Origin of the sequence: Mycobacterium sp. 1164966.3 (genome assembly GCF_001665395.1) — a bacterium.
Taxonomy (GTDB): Bacteria; Actinomycetota; Actinomycetes; order Mycobacteriales; family Mycobacteriaceae; genus Mycobacterium.
In genome coordinates this window covers 113,107-130,520 of sequence record NZ_LZSG01000062.1, presented here as the reverse complement: position 1 = coordinate 130,520, position 17,414 = coordinate 113,107, and the positions used below count along the sequence as shown (strand labels likewise).

Genomic DNA, 17,414 nt, shown 5'->3' with positions numbered 1-17,414 from the left:
GGGAGATGTAGGCGTGACGATTCACGAGCACGAGCAGGTTTCCGCTGACCGCGATGGGACCGGTCCGCATAGCACCCATGCTCTGGTCGACCGTCTAGCCGCTGGGGAGCCGTACGCTGTCGCGTTCGGTGGCCAGGGCAGTGCCTGGCTGGAAACCCTGGAAGAGCTGGTTTCCTCGGCCGGCATCGAATCCGAGTTGGCCACGCTGGTCGGTGAGGCGGACCTGCTGCTCGAGCCGGTCGCCAAAGAGCTGGTCGTGGTGCGTCCGGTCGGCTTCGAGCCACTGCAGTGGGTACGCGCGCTCGCGGCCGAAGAATCGGTGCCGTCCGGCAAGCACCTGACCTCGGCCGCGGTGTCGTTGCCCGGCGTGCTGCTGACCCAGATCGCCGCCATCCGCGCCCTTGCTCGCCAGGGCATGGACCTCATCGCCACCCCTCCGGTCGCCCTGGCCGGCCATTCGCAGGGTGTACTCGCCGTCGAGGCGCTCAAAGCGGGCGGAGCGCGCGACGTGGAGCTGTTGGCCCTGGCTCAACTGCTGGGCGCAGCGGGAACGCTGGTGGCGCGCCGCCGCGGAATCTCGATCCTCGGCGATCGCCCACCGATGGTCTCGGTCACCAACGCCGATCCGGCGCGCATCCAGCGGCTGCTCGACGAGTTCGCCCAAGACGTTCGCACGGTGCTGCCGCCGGTGTTGTCCATCCGCAACGGCCGGCGTTCGGTCGTCATCACCGGCACCCCCGAGCAGCTCTCCCGCTTCGAGCTCTACTGCCGCCATATCTCGGAGAAGGAAGAGGCCGAGCGCAAGAACAAGATTCGCGGTGGCGACGTCTTCGCACCCGTCTTCGATCCGGTGCAGGTGGAAGTGGGCTTCCACACCCCGCGGCTGGCCGACGGTATCGACATCGTCGGGCGCTGGGCCGAAAAAGTCGGTCTGGAGGCCGCCTTCGCCCGGGAATTGGCCGAGTCCATTCTGGTGAAGAAGGTCGACTGGGTCGACGAGATCACCCGCGTGCATGACGCGGGCGCGCGCTGGATCCTCGACCTCGGACCCGGCGACATCCTGACCCGGCTGACCGCGCCGGTGATCCGCGGCATCGGTGTCGGTATCGTCCCCGCGGCGACCCGCGGCGGCCAGCGCAACCTCTTCACCGTCGGGGCCACCCCCGAGGTGGCTCGCGCCTGGTCGAGCTATGCCCCGTCCGTGGTGCGCCTGCCCGACGGCCGCGTCAAGCTCTCGACCAAGTTCACCCGTTTGACCGGTCGCTCGCCGATCCTGCTGGCGGGCATGACGCCGACCACCGTCGACGCCAAGATCGTCGCTGCCGCGGCCAACGCCGGGCACTGGGCCGAACTGGCCGGCGGCGGCCAGGTCACCGAGGAAATCTTCGCGGACCGCATCAAGCAGATGTCCGAGCTGCTCGAGGCCGGCCGCACCTATCAGTTCAACGCGCTGTTCCTCGACCCGTACCTGTGGAAGCTGCAGGTGGGCGGTAAGCGTCTGGTGCAGAAGGCGCGCCAGTCCGGCGCGGCGATCGACGGCCTGGTGATCAGCGCCGGAATCCCGGACCTGGAGGAAGCCGTCGAGCTGATCGACGAGCTCAACGACGTCGGCATCAGCCACGTCGTCTTCAAGCCCGGCACCATCGAACAAATCCGCTCGGTCATCCGCATCGCCACCGAGGTGCCCACCAAGCCGGTGATCATGCACGTCGAGGGCGGGCGCGCGGGCGGCCACCACTCCTGGGAAGACCTCGACGACCTGCTGCTCGCCACCTACTCGGAGTTGCGGTCGCGGCCCAACATCACGGTCTGCGTCGGCGGCGGCATCGGCACCCCGGAGCGAGCCGCCGAATACCTGTCCGGACGCTGGGCACAGGCGCACGGCTTCCCGCTGATGCCCATCGACGGCATCCTCGTCGGCACCGCCGCCATGGCCACCCTCGAATCCACCACGTCGCCGTCGGTCAAGCGGATGCTGGTCGAGACCAAAGGCACCGACCAATGGATCAGCGCCGGAAAAGCCCAGGGCGGCATGGCTTCCAGCCGTAGTCAGCTCGGCGCCGACATCCACGAGATCGACAACACCGCGTCGCGTTGCGGCCGCCTGCTCGACGAGGTCGCCGGTGACGCGGAGGCGGTCGCCGAACGGCGCGACGAGATCATCGCGGCAATGGCCAACACCGCCAAGCCCTACTTCGGCGATGTCGCACAGATGACCTACCTGCAGTGGCTGCGGCGTTACGTCGAACTGACCATCGGCGAGGGCAATTCGACCGCAGACACCGCGTCCCCGGGCAGCCCCTGGCTGGCCGACACCTGGCGTGACCGCTTCGAGCAGATGCTGCAACGCGCCGAAGCTCGTTTGCATCCAAAGGATTTCGGCCCGATCGAAACGGTCTTCCGCGATGCGGCGCTGCTGGAGAATCCCGAGCAGGCCATTGACGTACTGCTGCAGCACTATCCGGACGCCGAAACCGTGCAGCTGCACCCGGCCGATGTGCCGTTCTTCGTCACGCTGTGCAAGACGCTGGGTAAGCCGGTGAACTTCGTGCCGGTCATCGATAAGGACGTCCGCCGTTGGTGGCGCAGTGACTCGCTGTGGCAGGCCCACGACGCGCGGTACGACGCCGACCAGGTATGCATCATTCCCGGCACCGCGGCGGTGGCCGGTATCACCCGGATGGACGAACCCGTAGGCGAATTGCTCGACCGCTTCGAGCAGGCCGCCATCGACGAGGTGCTCGCCGCGGACGGACAACCGCACGACGTCACATCGCGCCGCCTGGGCCGCCCCGACGTGAGCGGGCCGCTGGCCGTCGTGCTGGATGCGCCCGACGTGCTCTGGGCCGGTCGCCTCGCGACCAACCCGGCCCATCGCATCGCCGAGCCGAGCGAGTGGCAGGTGCACGACGACCCCGGAAACCCAAGGGCCACACACTCTTCCACCGGCGCGCGGCTGCAGGTCAACTCGGATGACGAAGTGGTGCTCAGCGTTCCGGTGTCAGGCACCTGGATCGACATCCCGTTCAGGTTGCCCGCCAATACCGTTGACGGCGGCGTCCCGGTGGTTTGCATCGAGGATGCCAGCACCGCCATGCGCTCGGTACTGGCCATCGCCGCCGGTGTGGATGGTCCGGAATTTCTCCCGTCGGTCGACGACGCGACGGCCACCGTGACGGTGGATTGGGATCCCGAGCGGGTCGCCGACCACACCGGGGTCACCGCCACCTTCGGCGAGCCGCTGGCTCCTGGCCTCACCACGGTCCCCGACGCGCTCGTCGGCCATTGCTGGCCGGCGGTTTTCGCGGCGATCGGTTCGGCCGCCACCGACACCGGGATACCGGTGGTGGAGGGCCTGCTGAGCCTGGTGCACCTGGACCATGCCGCCCACATGGTCGGGCAGTTGTCCACCGTTCCGGCTCAATTGACCGTCAGCGCAACAGCTTCCAACGCCATCGACACCGACATGGGTCGCGTGGTGCCGGTCTCGGTGACCGTTACCGATAGCAACGGCACCCTGATCGCCACCCTCGACGAGCGGTTCGCGATCCTGGGCCGCACCGGTTCGGCCGAACTGAGTGACCCGGTCCGGGCCGGCGGGGCGGTGTCGGAGAACGCGACCGACACCCCGCGCCGTCGTCGCCGTGACGTCAGGCTTACCGCGCCGGCCGACATGCGCCCGTTCGCGGTTGTCTCCGGCGACCACAACCCGATTCACACCGACCGGGCGGCTGCGCTGCTGGCCGGCCTGGAATCGCCGATCGTGCACGGCATGTGGCTGTCGGCCGCCGCGCAGCACGCGGTGACCGCCACCGACGGACAAGCCCGCCCACCGGCCCGGCTGGTCGGCTGGACGGCGCGCTTCCTGGGCATGGTCCGCCCGGGCGACGACGTGGACTTCCGGGTCGATCGTGTCGGAATCGACCAGGGCGCAGAGGTTTTGGAGGTGGCCGCCAGAATCGGCTCGGACCTGGTGATGTCGGCGACGGCACGCCTTGCCGCTCCCAAGACGGTCTACGCGTTCCCCGGTCAGGGCATTCAGCACAAGGGCATGGGCATGGAGGTCCGGGCCCGGTCCAAGGCGGCCCGCAAGGTATGGGACAAGGCGGACAAGTTCACCCGCGACACGCTCGGCTTCTCGGTGCTGCACGTGGTGCGTGACAACCCGACCAGCATCATCGCCAGCGGTGTGCACTATCACCACCCCGACGGCGTGCTCTACCTGACGCAGTTCACCCAGGTCGCGATGGCGACGGTGGCGGCCGCACAGGTAGCCGAGATGCGCGAGCAGGGCGCCTTCGTCGAAGGAGCCATCGCATGCGGTCACTCGGTCGGCGAGTACACCGCGCTGGCCTGTGTGACGGGGATCTACGAGCTGGAAGCCTTGCTGGAGACCGTGTTTCACCGCGGGTCGAAGATGCACGACATCGTGCCGCGCGACGAACTGGGCCGCTCCAACTACCGGCTGGCCGCGATCCGGCCGTCGCAGATCGACCTGCCCGATGCCGAGGTCACTGCCTTCGTTGCCGAAATCGCCGAGCGCACCGGTGAATTCTTGGAGATCGTGAACTTCAACCTGCGCGGCTCGCAGTACGCGATCGCCGGTACGGTCCGCGGATTGGAAGCGCTCGAGGAAGAGGTGCAGAGGCGCCGCGAGCTGACCGGTGGCAAGCGTTCGTTCATCCTGGTGCCGGGCATCGACGTGCCGTTCCACTCCCGGGTGTTGCGGGTCGGTGTGGCCGAATTCCGCCGCTCGCTGGACCGGGTGATGCCGCGCGACAAAGATCCCGAACTGATCATCGGGCGCTACATCCCCAACCTGGTGCCGCGGCCCTTCACCCTGGATCGCGACTTCATCCAGGAGATACGGGATCTCGTTCCCGCCGAGCCTCTTGACGAAATCCTCGCCGACTACGACACCTGGCGCCGCGAGCGGCCGGCGGAGATGGCGCGGGTGGTCTTGATCGAGCTGCTGGCCTGGCAGTTCGCCAGCCCGGTCCGCTGGATCGAGACGCAGGATCTGCTGTTCATCGAGGAGGCCGCCGGTGGCCTGGGTGTAGAGCGCTTCGTCGAGATCGGCGTGAAGTCGGCGCCGACGGTGGCCGGATTGGCGACCAACACCCTCAAACTTCCCGAATACGCCCACAGCACAGTGGAAGTGCTCAACGCCGAGCGCGATGCGACGGTGCTGTTCGCCACCGATACCGACCCCGAGCCGGAGCCCATGGACGAGCTCGACGGGGAAGAGCCGGTCGCCGAATCGGCAGCTGAGGCGGCACCGGCGGCGGCTGTCGCGGCGCCGGCACCGACAGCTCCGTCGGGCGCCGCTCGGCCCGAGGACATTTCGTTCGATGCGGCCGACGCGACACTGGCGCTCATCGCGCTGTCGGCCAAGATGCGCATCGACCAGATCGAGGAGCTGGACTCCATCGAGTCCATCACCGACGGTGCCTCGTCGCGGCGCAACCAGCTCTTGGTGGACCTGGGCTCCGAGTTGAACCTGGGTGCCATCGACGGCGCGGCTGAGTCCGACCTGGCCGGGCTGCGCTCGCAGGTTACCAAGCTGGCGCGCACCTACAAGCCTTATGGGCCAGTGCTTTCCGACGCGATCAACGATCAGCTGCGGACCGTGCTGGGACCCTCGGGCAAGCGGCCCGGCGCCATCGCCGAGCGGGTCAGCAAGGCCTGGGAGCTGGGCGACGGCTGGGCCAAGCACGTCACTATCGAGGTCGCGCTCGGCACCCGCGAAGGCACCAGCGTTCGTGGCGGTGGCCTCGGGCACCTGCACGACGGCGCGCTGGCCGACGCCGCCGCCGTCGACAAAGTCATTGACGCCGCGGTGACTTCGGTTGCGGCGCGCCGCGGCATCGCGGTGGCGTTGCCGTCGGCGGGTGGTGGCGGCGGCGCGACCGTGGACGCGGCTGCGCTGTCGGAGTTCACCGATCAGATCACCGGCCGCGACGGAGTGCTCGCCTCGGCGGCCCGCCTGGTGCTGGGCCAGCTGGGTTTGGACGACCCGGTCAGTGCGCCACCGGCGGCCACCGACGCCGAGCTCATCGACCTCGTCACGGCCGAATTGGGCGCGGACTGGCCACGTTTGGTGGCACCCGTGTTCGACGGCAAGAAGGCTGTCGTATTCGACGACCGGTGGGCCAGCGCTCGCGAAGACCTGGTCAAGCTGTGGCTGACCGACGAGGGCGACATCGACGCCGACTGGGTGCGGCTGTCCGAACGGTTCGAGGGCGCCGGCCACGTCGTCGCCATCCAGGCCACCTGGTGGCAGGGCAAGTCGCTGGCCGCGGGGCGGCAGATTCACGGGTCGCTGTACGGCCGGATTGCCGCCGGCGCCGAAAACCCGGACCCCGGTCCCTACAGCAAGGAAGTCGCTGTGGTGACCGGCGCTTCCAAGGGTTCGATCGCCGCATCGGTTGTCGCACGACTACTCGACGGCGGTGCCACCGTGGTCGCAACCACCTCGAAGCTCGACGACGAGCGCTTGTCGTTCTACCGCACGCTGTATCGCGACCACGCTCGTTACGGCGCGGCCTTGTGGGTGGTGGCGGCCAACATGGCTTCCTACTCCGACATCGACGCCCTGGTCGAGTGGGTCGGCAACGAGCAGACCGAAAGCCTTGGGCCGCAATCCATTCACGTCAAAGACGCGCAGACTCCGACGCTGCTGTTCCCGTTTGCGGCGCCGCGCGTCGTCGGTGACCTCTCCGAGGCCGGTTCGCGCTCCGAGATGGAGATGAAGGTTTTGTTGTGGGCGGTGCAGCGGTTGATCGGCGGATTGTCGAAGATCGGCGCCGAGCGTGACATCGCGTCCCGGTTGCACGTAGTGCTGCCCGGCTCGCCCAACCGCGGAATGTTCGGCGGTGACGGCGCGTACGGCGAAGCCAAGTCGGCACTGGACGCCTTGGTGAGCCGCTGGCACGCCGAATCCTCCTGGGCGGCAAGGGTAAGTCTGGCGCACGCGCTGATCGGCTGGACCCGCGGCACGGGACTGATGGGCCAGAACGACGCCATCGTCTCCGCCGTCGAAGAGGCCGGTGTCACCACGTACTCCACCGACGAAATGGCCGCCATGCTGCTGGCCCTGTGCGACGTGGAATCCAAGGTCGCCGCTGCCAACTCGCCGATCAAGGCCGACCTGACCGGCGGCTTGGGCGACGCCGACATCGACATGGCCGAACTGGCCGCCAAGGCGCGCGAGGACATGTCGTCGGAATCTGCCGCGGAGAACGCGCCGGCCGACGGCACGATTGCCGCGCTGCCGTCGCCGCCGCGGGGATTCGCACCCGCACCGGCTCCGGAATGGGACGACCTCGACGTCGACCCGGCGGATCTGGTGGTGATCGTCGGTGGCGCCGAAATCGGCCCGTACGGGTCGTCGCGCACCCGGTTCGAGATGGAGGTCGACAACGAACTCTCCGCCGCCGGCGTGCTCGAGCTGGCCTGGACCACCGGGCTGATCCGGTGGGAAGACGATCCCCAACCGGGTTGGTACGACACACAATCCGGTGAACTCGTCGACGAGGCCGAACTGGTCGAGCGCTATCACGACGTCGTCGTCGAAAGAGTCGGCATTCGCGAGTTCGTCGACGACGGGGCGATCAACCCCAACGACGGTTCCCCGCTGCTGGTTTCGGTGTTCCTCGAAAAGGACTTCACCTTCGTCGTCTCGTCGGAGGCCGATGCCCGCGCCTTCGCCGAGTTCGATCCGGAGCACACCGTGATACGGCCGGTTCCCGACTCCGGCGACTGGCAGGTTATCCGCAAGGCCGGCACCGAGATTCGGGTGCCGCGCAAGAACAAGCTGTCGCGGCTGGTCGGTGCCCAGGTCCCGACCGGTTTCGACCCCACGGTGTGGGGCATCAGCCCGGACATGGCGAGTTCCATTGACCGGCTCGCCGTTTGGAACATCGTTGCGACCGTTGACGCGTTCCTGACGGCAGGGTTCAGCCCGGCCGAGGTGATGCGGTATGTGCACCCGAGTCTGGTGGCCAACACCATGGGCACCGGCATGGGTGGCGGTACCTCGATGCAGACGATGTACCACGGCAACCTGCTGGGCCGTAACAAGCCGAACGACATCTTCCAGGAAGTGTTGCCGAATATCGTTGCCGCGCATGTGGTTCAGTCCTACATCGGCAGCTACGGCGCGATGATCCACCCGGTCGCCGCGTGCGCGACGGCCGCGGTTTCCATCGAGGAGGGCGTCGACAAGATCCGGTTAGGCAAGGCCGAGATGGTCGTGACCGGCGGCATCGACGACCTGACGCTGGAAGGCATCATCGGCTTCGGTGACATGGCCGCCACCGCCGACACCGGCATGATGCGTGGTCGCGGCATCACCGACTCGAAGTTCTCCCGTCCCAACGACCGGCGGCGGCTGGGCTTCGTGGAAGCCCAAGGCGGCGGCACCATCCTGCTGGCGCGGGGCGACCTGGCGCTGAAGATGGGGTTGCCGGTGCTCGCCGTGGTGGCATTTGCACAGTCGTTCGGCGACGGGGTGCACACCTCGATCCCCGCCCCCGGGCTGGGGGCGCTGGGAGCCGGCCGAGGCGGCAAGGAGTCTCCGCTGACCCGCTCACTGGCCAAACTCGGTGTCGGACCTGATGACATCGCGGTGATCTCCAAGCACGACACGTCGACGCTGGCAAACGATCCCAACGAGACCGAGCTGCACGAGCGGCTGGCCGACTCGATGGGCCGATCCGCGGGAGCGCCGTTGTTCGTGGTGTCGCAGAAGAGCCTGACCGGACACGCCAAGGGTGGTGCGGCCGTCTTCCAGACGATGGGTTTGTGCCAGATGTTGCGGGACGGCGTGATTCCGCCCAACCGCAGCCTGGACTGCGTCGACGACGAGCTGGCCGGCTCCAGGCACTTCGTGTGGGTGCGTGACACGCTGCGGCTTGGCGGGAAGTTCCCGCTGAAGGCCGGCATGCTGACCAGTCTCGGGTTCGGCCACGTGTCCGGCCTGGTCGCGCTGGTGCACCCGCAGGCCTTCATCGCCGCGCTGAATGCGGATCAACGCGCGGACTACCAGCGCCGTGCGGAGGCCCGGCTGTTGGCCGGCCAGCGCCGGTTGGCTTCGGCCATCGCCGGCGGTGAGCCGATGTATGAGCGGCCCCCGGACCGTCGCTTCGATCACGGCGCGCCGGAGAAGCGGCAGGAAGCCGCGATGCTGCTGAACTCGGCTGCCCGGCTGGGTGACGACGACGCCTACCAGGTCTCTGGATAGGGTCGGGCATCCACTAACCTGGCGACCCATGGGCATTGTCGGAGTGGGGATCGACCTCGTCTCCATTCCCGATTTCGCCGAGCAGGTCGACCAGCCGGGAACGGTGTTTTCGGCGACGTTCACCCCCGGTGAGCGCCGCGACGCCTCGGACAAGAGTTCCTCGGCGGCGCGCCATTTGGCGGCCCGGTGGGCCGCGAAGGAAGCGGTGATCAAGGCTTGGTCCGGGTCGCGGTTTGCGCAGCGCCCGGTGCTGCCGGAGGACATCCACCGCGATATCGAAGTCGTCACCGACATGTGGGGCCGGCCGCGGGTGCGGTTGACCGGGGCGATCGCCAAGCATCTGGCCGACGTCACCATTCACGTGTCGCTGACGCATGAAGGTGACACCGCGGCCGCCGTAGCCATTTTGGAGACTCCCTAGGCCGAGCAAACGCAAAATCCCCCGAAAGCCCCTTTCGGGGGATTTTGCGTCTGCTCGCGCGGTTGCGCATCTGCTCGCGTCGGGGCTGGCGTATTACTACACACTGTGGTACTACAGAGGATAGTAGATAGCCGGCCGCATCGGAGCGGATTCGGTCTCGAGGGGATGATCGCCATGAGCCTCAACCTGGCGGATACCGCAGCCCGGCAGGCGCAGGAGATCGACACCCGATATCACCCGTCGGCTGCACTGCGTAGGCAGCTGAACAAGGTCTTCCCGACCCACTGGTCGTTCCTGCTGGGCGAGATCGCGCTGTACAGCTTCATCGTGTTGCTCATCACCGGTTTGTATTTGACGCTGTTCTTCGACCCGTCGATGACCGAGGTCACCTATCACGGCGTGTACGGCCCGTTGCGCGGGGTGGAGATGTCGCGCGCCTATGAGTCGGCGCTGAACATTTCCTTCGAAGTCCGCGGCGGGTTGTTCGTGCGCCAGATCCATCACTGGGCGGCGTTGATGTTCGCGGCGGCGATCATGGTGCACCTGGCCCGAGTTTTCTTCACCGGGGCGTTCCGGCGACCCCGCGAGGCCACCTGGGTCGTCGGATCACTGCTGCTGATCCTGGCCATGTTCGAGGGCTACTTCGGCTACTCGTTGCCCGACGACCTGCTCTCCGGCATCGGTTTGCGTGCCGCGCTGTCCTCGATCACCTTGGGCCTGCCCGTGATTGGGACATGGCTGCATTGGGCGTTGTTCGGCGGTGATTTCCCTGGCACCACGTTGATTCCGCGCCTCTATGCATTGCATGTTCTGGTGTTGCCGGCGATCATTTTTGGACTGATCGGATTGCATCTGGCGTTGGTGTGGTTCCAGAAGCACACTCAGTTCCCCGGCCCCGGCCGCACCGAACACAACGTCGTCGGCGTGCGGGTGATGCCGGTGTTCGCGGTCAAATCCGGCGCCTTTTCCGCCACCATCGTCGGTGTGCTGGGCCTGATGGGCGGCCTGCTGCAGATCAACCCGATCTGGAACCTGGGCCCCTACCAGCCATCTCAGGTCTCGGCGGGCTCCCAGCCCGACTTCTACATGATGTGGCCGGACGGCTTACAGCGGCTGTGGCCGGCTTGGGAGCTTTACATCGGCCACCACACCGTGCCGGCGACCGTCGCCGTCGCGCTGATCATGGGTCTGGTGTTTATTCTGCTGATCGTTTATCCGTTCTTGGAGAAGCGGTTCACCGGCGATTATGCGCATCACAATCTGCTGCAGCGCCCGCGCGACGTGCCGGTGCGCACAGCAGTGGGGGCCATGGCGATCAGCTTCTACCTGGTGCTCACGCTGGCGGCGATGAACGACATCATCGCGTTCAAGTTCCACATCTCGCTGAACGCGACGACGTGGATCGGGCGCGTCGGCATGGTGATCTTGCCGCCGTTGGTCTACTTCATCGCCTATCGCTGGTGCATCGGGCTGCAGCGCAGCGACCGCGCGGTGCTCGAGCACGGCGTGGAGACCGGCATCATCAAGCGACTCCCGCACGGCGCCTACATCGAATTGCACCAACCGCTGGGCCCCGTCGACGAGCACGGCCACCCACTGCCGCTGGAATACCAGGGCGCACCCGTCCCCAAGCGCATGAACAAGCTCGGTGCCGGCGGGAGACCCGGTTCGGGCTTGTTCTTCCCGGACCCCGCCCCGGAGGACGCGGCACTCTCGCAGGCCAAGCACACCGCCGAGCGTCGTGCCCTCACCGCCCTGCGCGACAGTTGAGGGCGCAAGCAGACGCAAAATCACCCAATTTCGTGCCGAAATAGGGGATTTTGCGTCTGCTCGCCAGCATTACTCGTCGAGGCCGTGCTCGATCGCGTAGCGGGTCAGCTCCACCCGATTGGCGACCTGTAGCTTCCGAAACGTCGCCTGCACATGGTTCTCAACAGTTCGGTGACTCAGCGACAGCTTCTCGGCAATCTGCTTGGCGGACAACCCTTTTGCGACATAGCGCAACACCTCGGTCTCTCGCTCGGTGAGGCTCGGGCGCGCCGGCCCCGGGTCCGGGCTCTGTGCGATGCGCCGGTATTCGCCCAGGACCAGCCCCGCCAGGCTCGGGGTGAACACGGCGCGCCCCGCGGCGGTGGCCCGTACTGCGTCGCTGAGCTCAGACTTCGAGGCACTCTTGACCAGATAACCGGTTGCCCCCGCTTTGACGGCTTCCAGCACGTCGTCGCGTTCATCCGAGGCGGACAGCACCAGCACCCGCGACGACGGCGAAACCGTGAGCACCTCCGTCGTCGCCTGCACCCCGGTACCGTCGGCAAGCTGCATGTCCATCAGCACCACATCGGGTTTGACCACAGCCGCCCGCCGTTTCGCCGCGGCCACGCCATCGGCGGTGGCCACCACGTTGAACCCCTCCTCGGCAAGATCGCGAGCCACCGCGTCGCGCCAGATCGGATGGTCGTCGACGACCATCACAGTAGGTACCGTGTCGTCACTCATGGCCCGCCTTTCCCGCGCCCGGACGCGGCAGGCGCAGCTCCCACTCGGTGCCTTCGCCCATCCCGGTGTGAAGCTCTGCGCTGCCGCCCAGCGATATCATCCGTCCCACAATGGATTTCGAGATACCGAGGCGTCCCTGGCCCTCCGCTTCCCTCAGTCGTCCGGCGGCGATGCCGACTCCGTCGTCGCGAATAGTCACTGCGACCGAATCGCCCAAATCTTCCAGCAGCACGAAAGCTCGGGCGTCGGGTCCCGCATGCAGTCGCACGTTGTCGAGGGCGTTGCCCACCGCGGCATCCAGTTCAGCGGCCATCTGCCGTGCAAGCGGCACGGGGGTTCCCGGCAAGACCATCGATACCCGATCGCTCTCTCTGCGGCGCAGCAGCGCCCGCAGGTCGACGGTCTGACTGTCGCCGTCTTGCTCGATGGCGGTCGAGGTTATCCATCGTCGCAGGGCGCGTTCCTGCTCGCTGGCGAGGTCGGCTAATTCGGATGTGGCGCCGCCGATCTCGTGACCCCGCTTGGCAACCAGCGCCAGCACTTGGATGACGCCGTCATGGACTTGGCGCGACAACCGTTCGCGCTCCTCCAGTGCGGCTGAGAGCTGAGCGGCTCGCTGCAATTCGTCGTGGGCGCGGCGCGCGGTCCGGGCGGCCATTCCTATCGCCAACCCGATCGACAGCTCGATGATGATCGTCGCGTTGTGACCGAGGTTGAGGGTGAGGTAGTTCTTGACCGCGAAGTTCGTGGCCATCACTATCAGGCCGGTCAGCATTCCGCCGGCCGGCCCGAACTGTAGGGCGGCGGAGATCGTGGGGTTGCTGGCCCACAACGTGGTGGGCCAGGTCTGGTTGTCGGCGGCCCACTGCGGGGAGGCGACGATCCGGTTGGACCCCATGAGCAACACCACGACGATGATTTCCGAGATCACCCACGTCGGCCGGCGACCGAAACCACGCAGGTAGGCGACAGCGCAGGCGCCACTCCAGCCGATCAGCACGCAAAACAGCAGCCAACCCGTCAGCGGGTGACGAAGATCGGAATTGATCGCGACGTGGAAACCCAGCGCGTAAAGGCAACTCAGCAGCCGGAATACCTGCGCCGCCCGCCACAACGGCGTGGTCGGGTCCGGACCCTGAGTCGTCACACGGACAGCTTAGTAGCCTCGAAAGCATGACTGATCTGGTTGAGCGCGTCCGCGAGGTGTTGCCGTCGGTGCGCCGCGATCTCGAAGACCTGGTGCGCATCGAATCGGTGTGGGCCGACCCTGCCCGCCGCGACGAGGTGCACCGCAGCGCGCAAGCCGTCTCAGATCTGTTGTCACAGGCAGGGTTTGACGACGTCCGCATCGTCAGCGCAGGCGGTGCCCCGGCGGTCATCGCGCAGTATCCGGCACCCGAAGGCGCCCCGACCGTGCTGCTCTACGCCCATCACGATGTGCAGCCTGAAGGCGATCCGGCTCAGTGGTCATCGCCGCCTTTCCAGCCGACCGAACGCGACGGACGACTGTACGGTCGCGGCAGCGCCGACGACAAGGCGGGCATCGCAACGCATTTGGCGGCTTTTCGAGCACACGGCGGCCGGCCGCCGGTGGGCGTCACGGTGTTCGTCGAAGGGGAAGAAGAATCCGGGTCGCCGTCACTGGCCCAATTGCTTGCCGCCCACCGCAATGAGCTGGCCGCTGACGTCATCGTCATCGCCGACTCGGACAACTGGGGCACCGACACTCCCGCGCTGACGGTTTCGCTTCGCGGGTTGGTCGACTGTGTGGTCGAGGTTGCCACCCTGGACCATGGGCTGCACTCGGGCTTGTGGGGCGGGGCGGTTCCCGATGCGCTGAGTGTCCTGGTACGACTGCTAGCGAGCCTGCACGACGACGACGGCAACGTCGCGGTGGCCGGCTTGCACGAAACTGACACCAGCGCCCTGAATTACCCCGACTTCTCTGCAGAGCGGCTACGGCAGGATTCCGGCCTACTGGACGGGGTATCGGAAATCGGATCGGGCACGGTGCCGCAGCGGCTTTGGGCCAAACCGGCGATCACGGTGATTGGCATCGACACCACATCTGTTGCGGCGGCATCGAACACGCTGATCCCACGGGCCCGGGCCAAGATCAGCATGCGGGTGGCACCCGGCGGTGACGCCGAGGCGCACCTTGACGCGCTGACCGACCATTTACAGCGCAATGCCCCGTGGGGCGCGCAGGTCGCCGTCACACCGGGCGAGAAGGGCCAGCCGTACGCCATCGAGGCCAGCGGCGCGGCCTATGACGCCGCGCGAGCCGCGTTCCGGCAGGCGTGGGGTGCGGAGCCGATCGATATGGGAATGGGCGGTTCGATCCCGTTCATCGCCGAATTCGCCGCCGCCTTCCCGCAAGCCAAGATCCTGGTCACCGGCGTGGAAGACCCTGCGACACAGGCGCATAGCGTCAACGAGAGCCTGCACTTGGGTGTGCTGGAGCGGGCCGCCATCGCCGAGGCACTACTGCTGGCAAACCTGGCCAACCTTGCCTAAAGCGCGGCGAGACCTACCCGCATCAGAAGCGTGCGGCAGGCGTTTCTCGCCCGTCGAAGTCAGCGCCCGTCCCGCCTGTCACACCGCTTGCCGCAAGGGAGGATGTGCCTCTTTGCCCGCCTCGAAGCGACAAATTGCTTGGCGTGCAACGGTTGTCGCTTCTAACCGGGCAAGAATACACAGCCCGACTTCTTGTGACCCGTGGGACTTATGATGACGCGCGACTCACCGATCGCTCTATTCAACGACGGTTCGGGCGCTGAGAGACCGTGTTGTTGTTTCCAGTCTTGTTGATCGTCGGCGAACCGGAGTGGTAGATCATCACGTTGTCGTCGCCGAAAACGCTGATGGTGTCGGCGCTGTCGACCGTGACATGATTTGCGCTACCGAACACTTCTAGCCGCCGGCAGTGGCCGGTGATGGTGTACGTGTTGTTGTCGCCGTCGAGCTTCACGTTGCCGTTGTTGCAGTCGATCGTGTCTTTCGCGCCGCTGTTGATCATCACCAGGTTCCCCTGCACGGTGGTTTTGCCGGCGTAATGCCAGAAGAACATCGCGACGGCGATCACAGACATGACCGCGAGCGCCAGGAGGAACCGTCCTGGCATTGTCTTCGCAAGGTCCGCAACAACTCGAAATCGTTGCCGTGAGGTGCCTTCGAATGTAGGCGTGTCGCTCCGCCCATCGGCTTGCTCACCGGCCGACGTGCGGGACGGCGTGGATGGCGGCGCTGAGGGCGACACGTCCGGCGGCAATTCCGATTCCGTGCTGGGCGGCTGCGGGACGGCTCCCTGCGTCTGGCTGATCCGCCGCTCCAGATCGCGGATGTACTGCTCGGGGTCCACCGGGTTCATCGTTGGATGGCCCGCTTCAGGGCTTCAGGGGTGTTCATAGCCGCATCCTTCCGCTTCTCACCTGAGAGTGCGTCGTCAGTCTGCCGCGCGACACTTGCGAAATTCTTGTTTCAATTTCCCGGTTTGCCGAGACGGTTTATCTTTCCCCTTCTCGGTGAATGCACGGGTTTCAAACGGGTGGGAGGCGAACGATGACAGCCAACCGCACTGAGCCAAGCCGTCTACGAAGCCAGTTGTTTCTGAATGAAAGACGCCGTGTGCGCAGCCTTGACGTTGTACTGCGCGACGGCGATCTTGCCCTTTTCGTCGACGACGAAAGCGGACCGGATCACGCCCGTAACGGTCTTGCCGTACATCATCTTCTCGCCGTAGGTCCCCCAGGCCGTCAACACCTTGCGATCCGGGTCGGACAGCAGCGGGAAGGTGAGACCCTCGGCATCGCGGAACTTGGCGAGCTTCTCGGGCTTGTCGGGGGAGATGCCGACCACGTCGATGCCGGCGTCGTTGAGTTCGCGCAGATTGTCGCGAAACGCGCAGGCTTGTTTGGTGCATCCCGGCGTTGAGGCTGCCGGGTAGAAGTACACCACCACGCGCCGTCCCTTGTAGTCAGCCAGCGAGACCGTGTTGCCGTCGGCGTCGGGCAGCTTGAATCCGGGTGCTTTGTCGCCCGTTGTCAGCCGCGTGGTCTCGGTCAAGTGCTTCCCCTTTCAGTTCACGATGGCGTCGGCATTAGGGTAGTTCGTCAGGTGCACGAGCCAGACCGGGAGGACAGACACGTGGCGGAACGGGACCCCGATGCCATCAAGCAGGAGATCGATGTCGCCCGCAACCAGCTGGCAGCCACCGTCGACTCACTTGCTGAACGGGCTAATCCGCGCCGTCTGGCCGACGACGTGAAAGCCCGGGTAATCGAGTTCGTGAAGAAGCCCGTCGTGGCTGCATCACTGGCCGGGGTAGGCGCGCTTGTCGTTGTTGTGGTCGTCCAGCGGGTCAGGAACCGCTGAAGCCTCAACGAGTCGTGTAGCCGCCGTTGGCGAAGATGGTTTGTCCTGTGATCCACCAGCCGTCGCTGACCAGGAAGCGGATGAGCCGAACTATGTCGACAGGGTCGGTCAGACCCGTCTCGGTGAATTTCGACAGATCGGCCGCCGTCTGGTTGAACTTGGCCGATTCGTCGGTCTCCTGGCCATAGAAGAACGGGGTTTCCATCGGCCCCGGCGCTACCGCGACGACGGAGATGCCGCGTTCCCCGAATTCCTTGGACGCTGCCCGGGTGAAATGCTCCACGGGGCTTTTGGATCCGGCGTAGATGGAGTACAGCCCGGTGTAGGCGGCCAACAACGACGTCACCAGGGTGACGAGTTTGCCCCCATCGGAGAGCTGCTTGCCCGCTTCCTGGATGAAGAAAAACGCGGTCTTCGAGTTGATCGCGAAGATCTTGTCGAAGTCGCTCTCGGTGATCTCAGGAATCGGTTTCTTGATCACCATGCCGGTGGTGTTGACCGCGACGTCTATCGACCCCATGGCCGCCTTCGCGTCGTCGAACAAGCCGGCCACCGCGGCGGCTGAGGTCAGGTCGCCCGGGAACGCGTACGCGCTCGGGCCGGAGGCCTCGATGGCCGCAACCGTTTCCTCTGCTGCGGGCTTTGTCGCGTCGCTGTTGTAGTGGATCGCGATCGCCTTGACACCTTGGTCGGCCAGATCGCGAGCGAGCAATCCGCCGAGGTTCTTCGCGCCGCCGGTGATCAGAACTGTCTTGCCCTGCAGGCTGTGGTCGCTCACTAGGAGACTCCTCTCGTTGACCTCTTTTGGACGACGCTACGGGCGAAAAGCACAAATGACTAACAGGATTTAGTAGTCTTCAGACAAACACTGTTTGTTGA

Annotated in this window: 10 protein-coding genes; 5 read left to right on the top strand and 5 right to left on the bottom strand. The window is 66.1% G+C overall.

Features of this window, described 5'->3' with window-relative positions; genetic code table 11:
- The first annotated feature begins 13 nt into the window (after nucleotides 1-13).
- The 3 genes from A9W99_RS21785 (at nucleotide 14) to A9W99_RS21775 (ending at nucleotide 11,435) form a co-directional block, all read left to right on the top strand.
- The gene (locus A9W99_RS21785; RefSeq protein WP_067383085.1) at nucleotides 14-9,244 is read left to right on the top strand and encodes a type I polyketide synthase; all 9,231 of its coding nucleotides are present in this window, start codon (nucleotides 14-16) and stop codon (nucleotides 9,242-9,244) included.
- A gap of 28 nt (nucleotides 9,245-9,272) precedes the next feature.
- Nucleotides 9,273-9,665 carry a holo-ACP synthase gene (locus A9W99_RS21780; RefSeq protein WP_067383081.1) on the top strand — a complete coding sequence of 131 codons (393 nt, stop codon included), beginning with the start codon at nucleotides 9,273-9,275 and terminating at the stop codon, nucleotides 9,663-9,665.
- 174 nt (nucleotides 9,666-9,839) lie between these two features.
- Nucleotides 9,840-11,435 (top strand): cytochrome bc complex cytochrome b subunit, encoded by a 1,596-nt coding sequence (locus A9W99_RS21775; RefSeq protein WP_067383705.1) that lies wholly within the window; start codon nucleotides 9,840-9,842, stop codon nucleotides 11,433-11,435.
- A gap of 69 nt (nucleotides 11,436-11,504) precedes the next feature.
- On the opposite strand, the gene A9W99_RS21770 is transcribed toward A9W99_RS21775, so the two are convergent.
- On the bottom strand, nucleotides 11,505-12,161 hold the full coding sequence (locus A9W99_RS21770; protein ID WP_067383078.1) for a response regulator transcription factor: 657 nt from the start codon (nucleotides 12,159-12,161) through the stop codon (nucleotides 11,505-11,507).
- Nucleotides 12,154-13,308, bottom strand: a complete 1,155-nt coding sequence (gene macS, locus A9W99_RS21765; protein ID WP_067383075.1) for a MacS family sensor histidine kinase — start codon at nucleotides 13,306-13,308, stop codon at nucleotides 12,154-12,156. The genes A9W99_RS21770 and macS overlap by 8 nt, the downstream gene beginning before the upstream one ends.
- A 26-nt stretch (nucleotides 13,309-13,334) precedes the next feature.
- Between macS and A9W99_RS21760 the strand changes: the two genes are divergently transcribed.
- Nucleotides 13,335-14,678: a dipeptidase gene (locus A9W99_RS21760; RefSeq protein WP_067383072.1), complete on the top strand. Its 1,344-nt coding sequence runs from the start codon at nucleotides 13,335-13,337 to the stop codon at nucleotides 14,676-14,678.
- A gap of 241 nt (nucleotides 14,679-14,919) precedes the next feature.
- Here the strand turns inward: A9W99_RS21760 and A9W99_RS21755 are convergent, their stop codons facing one another.
- On the bottom strand, nucleotides 14,920-15,531 hold the full coding sequence (locus A9W99_RS21755; RefSeq protein WP_067383070.1) for a DUF3060 domain-containing protein: 612 nt from the start codon (nucleotides 15,529-15,531) through the stop codon (nucleotides 14,920-14,922).
- A 221-nt stretch (nucleotides 15,532-15,752) separates the two neighbouring features.
- A complete protein-coding gene (gene bcp, locus A9W99_RS21750) occupies nucleotides 15,753-16,226 on the bottom strand; it encodes a thioredoxin-dependent thiol peroxidase (RefSeq protein ID WP_067383067.1) in 474 nt (157 codons plus the stop codon).
- Nucleotides 16,227-16,307: 81 nt separating this feature from the next.
- On the opposite strand from bcp, the gene A9W99_RS21745 reads away from it, so the two are divergent.
- On the top strand, nucleotides 16,308-16,535 hold the full coding sequence (locus A9W99_RS21745; RefSeq protein WP_067383064.1) for a DUF3618 domain-containing protein: 228 nt from the start codon (nucleotides 16,308-16,310) through the stop codon (nucleotides 16,533-16,535).
- A gap of 4 nt (nucleotides 16,536-16,539) precedes the next feature.
- On the opposite strand, the gene A9W99_RS21740 is transcribed toward A9W99_RS21745, so the two are convergent.
- The gene (locus tag A9W99_RS21740; RefSeq protein WP_067383061.1) at nucleotides 16,540-17,313 is read right to left on the bottom strand and encodes an SDR family oxidoreductase; all 774 of its coding nucleotides are present in this window, start codon (nucleotides 17,311-17,313) and stop codon (nucleotides 16,540-16,542) included.
- Between the last annotated feature and the right edge of the window lie 101 nt (nucleotides 17,314-17,414).